The organism is Sporanaerobacter acetigenes DSM 13106 (genome assembly GCF_900130025.1).
Classification (GTDB): domain Bacteria; phylum Bacillota; class Clostridia; order Tissierellales; family Sporanaerobacteraceae; genus Sporanaerobacter; species Sporanaerobacter acetigenes.
In genome coordinates this window covers 1-3,177 of sequence record NZ_FQXR01000032.1, presented here as the reverse complement: position 1 = coordinate 3,177, position 3,177 = coordinate 1, and the positions used below count along the sequence as shown (strand labels likewise).

General features: G+C 27.5%; 3 protein-coding genes. All 3 read right to left on the bottom strand.

Going from position 1 to position 3,177, the window contains the following annotated elements; translation table 11 throughout:
* The coding region (locus BUA21_RS15360) for a MerR family DNA-binding transcriptional regulator (protein WP_200796578.1) at positions 1–116 on the bottom strand (116 nt) is incomplete at its 3' end.
* A gap of 341 nt (positions 117–457) precedes the next feature.
* Entirely contained in the window at positions 458–955 is a 498-nt protein-coding gene (locus tag BUA21_RS14380; RefSeq protein ID WP_072745509.1) for an AAA family ATPase, read from the bottom strand.
* Between the two features lie 93 nt (positions 956–1,048).
* Positions 1,049–2,317, bottom strand: coding sequence for an RNA-binding domain-containing protein (locus BUA21_RS14375; RefSeq protein ID WP_072745511.1), 1,269 nt, complete (start codon positions 2,315–2,317; stop codon positions 1,049–1,051).
* Positions 2,318–3,177: the final 860 nt, after the last annotated feature.

Below are 3,177 nucleotides of genomic sequence, written 5' to 3'. Positions count from 1 at the left end.
CCTCCAGCTGTCCTTTCAGGCTTTATCTTCCCTTCATATTCCCATCTTCTTAGAGTTGATTTTGCAACTCCTAAATATTCACTTGCTTCTTTTATAGTAAGTTTTATAATAATCACCTCTTACTATAAAGTATAGTATAAACCTATTTAATATGCAATGTTTTTGAGTAACTTTAATTAGTTTTAAGTATACTGTTTTAAAACCCCACAAATTTCAAATAAAATTAACTTAGATTTAGGTTCAAAATTACATAAAATTTCAAATTAAATAAAATTAGAATGTGATTAAATGCTGTAATTAGAGATAAAGAATAAGAATTTATATGAAAAAAAAATGATAAAATAGTGGTAAAATTCATATCTCTCATTTATCATACTTTCTTTTTTTAGAATCCCATTTTTCAAAGAATTCATCTTCCTTAAGAATTGACTCATAAGGTGATGAGCACCCTCCATTCTCATATATAATTTATAATTTGTTGTGCAGCCTGTTTTGAATCTATATTTGATACATCAATCTTAATAGTATCCATTAATAAATAATTGTTTAATCTCGCTACGCTACGTTCTATTACATCCTTTCTTCTAATTCCACTCTCAACATCTTTTGAAATTCTTTCTACAAGTGACTGCTCAGAGCAAATTAGTGAAATTTTGTATAAAATAGTGTTTTGGAGGTTAAGCCTCGATAGTATACTTTCAATAATATATTCTTCATGCATTACCCAACAAAAAATAATATTTTCATATTCTGAACATCTCAGAAAGTTATTGAGGATATAACATATATTATCTTCAACCATATTTTTTGTCTCGTCTGTTACAATAAAAGGATTCATATCCCAGCACCAATCTCCATCAAGAAATGCACACTTTGGTAGCAATCTCTGTAATTCCCTGCTTGTTGTCGTTTTTCCTACCCCCATCGTACCATTAATAAAAAATATATTTTTCAAATAATCACCCTAATTCAAATTTATAAACTAAATGCTATATTCAATTTAATTGTGACATATAAATCTACAGATGTACATTAATAAATAAAAACATTATTTTAGTCTATAGGTTGTTCCAGGACCCTTACCTAGTTTTTGCATTATGTTTTTATCTACAAGGTTATTTATTATTCTAAGGGTCTTCGATTTATTGAATCCTAATTTTTTGTCTATTTCACCCCTTGAAAGTTCTATTTCATCTTTCAATATATTAAGGATAAGAAACTCTTCTTCTGATAAATCTAATTTATTAATATCTATAACTGGTAATCGTATGCATATACCATTTCTACTAATATCAAAACTTGGCTTAGATAAACTACCTTCATATTCTTTGTTTATTCTCGTTATTCCTGTTCCAAATTTCTCTATAATATCTAGTCTATAAAACACTCCTGCTATTATCGGGTTTCGTAATACTGAAATATTTCCATATAAATACTCATCTTTAGAAATACCTTCTGGCAATCCTCCAGGTGAATTTATTTCTATTCTATCTTCATACATGGATATTTGTATATACGAATTTATATCCCAAACCCTATGAACTATTGCATTAGCTAAAGATTCTCTAAAGGCTTCCTTAGGTATTAACTCTTTTTTAACTCTTATATAACCTTCTATTTCTTCATATTGATAATATTGTTCAAAGATTTCTATTGCCTTATCATATTGAGATAGTAAAGATTTTTTACTGATAGTTTCCCTATATAGTATTTGATTAATATCTTTTCCAAACCTAACTATATCAAGTCCAGAAAATTCCGTATTGTTATCGTCAGCTAATAATTCTGCTGCCATATTATAATATCCATCTTTATTATACAAGTTTAAAGTTTTTAAGATATCTAAGTTTATATTTTCTATTCCCGCCTTTTCTTTTAATTTAGATTCTAATTTCTTAAATTTTAAATCTTGAGATGATGACCTTCTCTCTTCATAATCCATATTTATTCCTTCAATAGCCAGCCTCCTTAATTCAAATCTATCCACTTCTAATGTAGAAGTATCTGATCTTTTATAAGCTTTTCCTTTGTAGTAATATGGAGTATCCTTACCTTTCATAATATTTAATATGATAATAGTCTTTTCATCTATTTTTTCCACTTCTATTTTAAAACTTGGAGCTGGGTCTATGGAATCATTTATCATATTCTCTATCCTAAGACATTCATCTTCTACATGATCCATTCCTACTAAATCACCATTATTATCTATCCCAAATATAATCTGACCATCATTATAGTTTGAATATGCACTAACTGTTTTCAAAAATGTCTTAGTTATCTCCTTTTTAAATTCAAGATTAAACTTTTCTTTCATTCCCACAACCATTACCTCCCCAATATCTATAATTAAATTTTATCATAGATATTTAACCTTTGCAACGATATGTAAAATCGTTGTATATATCGTTGCATTTTAAAACGGTTATTTGATTATCGTTGCGCAACGATTAAGACGATATTTATGTGCTTTATTTGTTAAATATTACTTTGTGCCTTTTTGGAAACTATTTATGATAGAACTTCAAGCCCATTTATTTATCTACATCTTATGCTCATATCATTATTATATAACACGTTACCCGCATGCAGAATCAGATAGAATTTAAGGATTTCCTTATGATTTTGGTTTGTTTTCATGTTTTTAGATGTAAATTTAGAGAGGGTTGTTTTTTCGGTTAATCATCTCTAAACAAGTTAATTACTATCCTATAGAGTTACTCTAATACCTTTAGTATAGGTTTTTGACTGATTCTAATACAGTATCTATAAGCGTTACATCAACTCTATAGGATGTGTAATTGTATAAAGATTACACGAGTTTAGTAATATGACTTTTCATTCTTATGAATTTCCTTTGATTTTATTATATTTATCTTTTAAGGTTCATCCTACTTAATCCCTTAAACACAATTTTTCCACATGATACCTTCTCTATATATTATTAATTGCCTTTTTACACATTAAAACTATTTTTTTCAAATAAAAAAGCCATACACACTCTGTACAAGGCTTTAGCTAATGTATAGTATATAAAAGATGTTCAGTTAGTCATCTCATCAAATTAGAATTTACCTAATTGTATCTAAATATTCACTCATTCTTTCTTTATGACTTTGCATATACTTGTCTGATTCAATAAACTTAAAGAATTCTTCTTTTGTCAGCCACAAATAA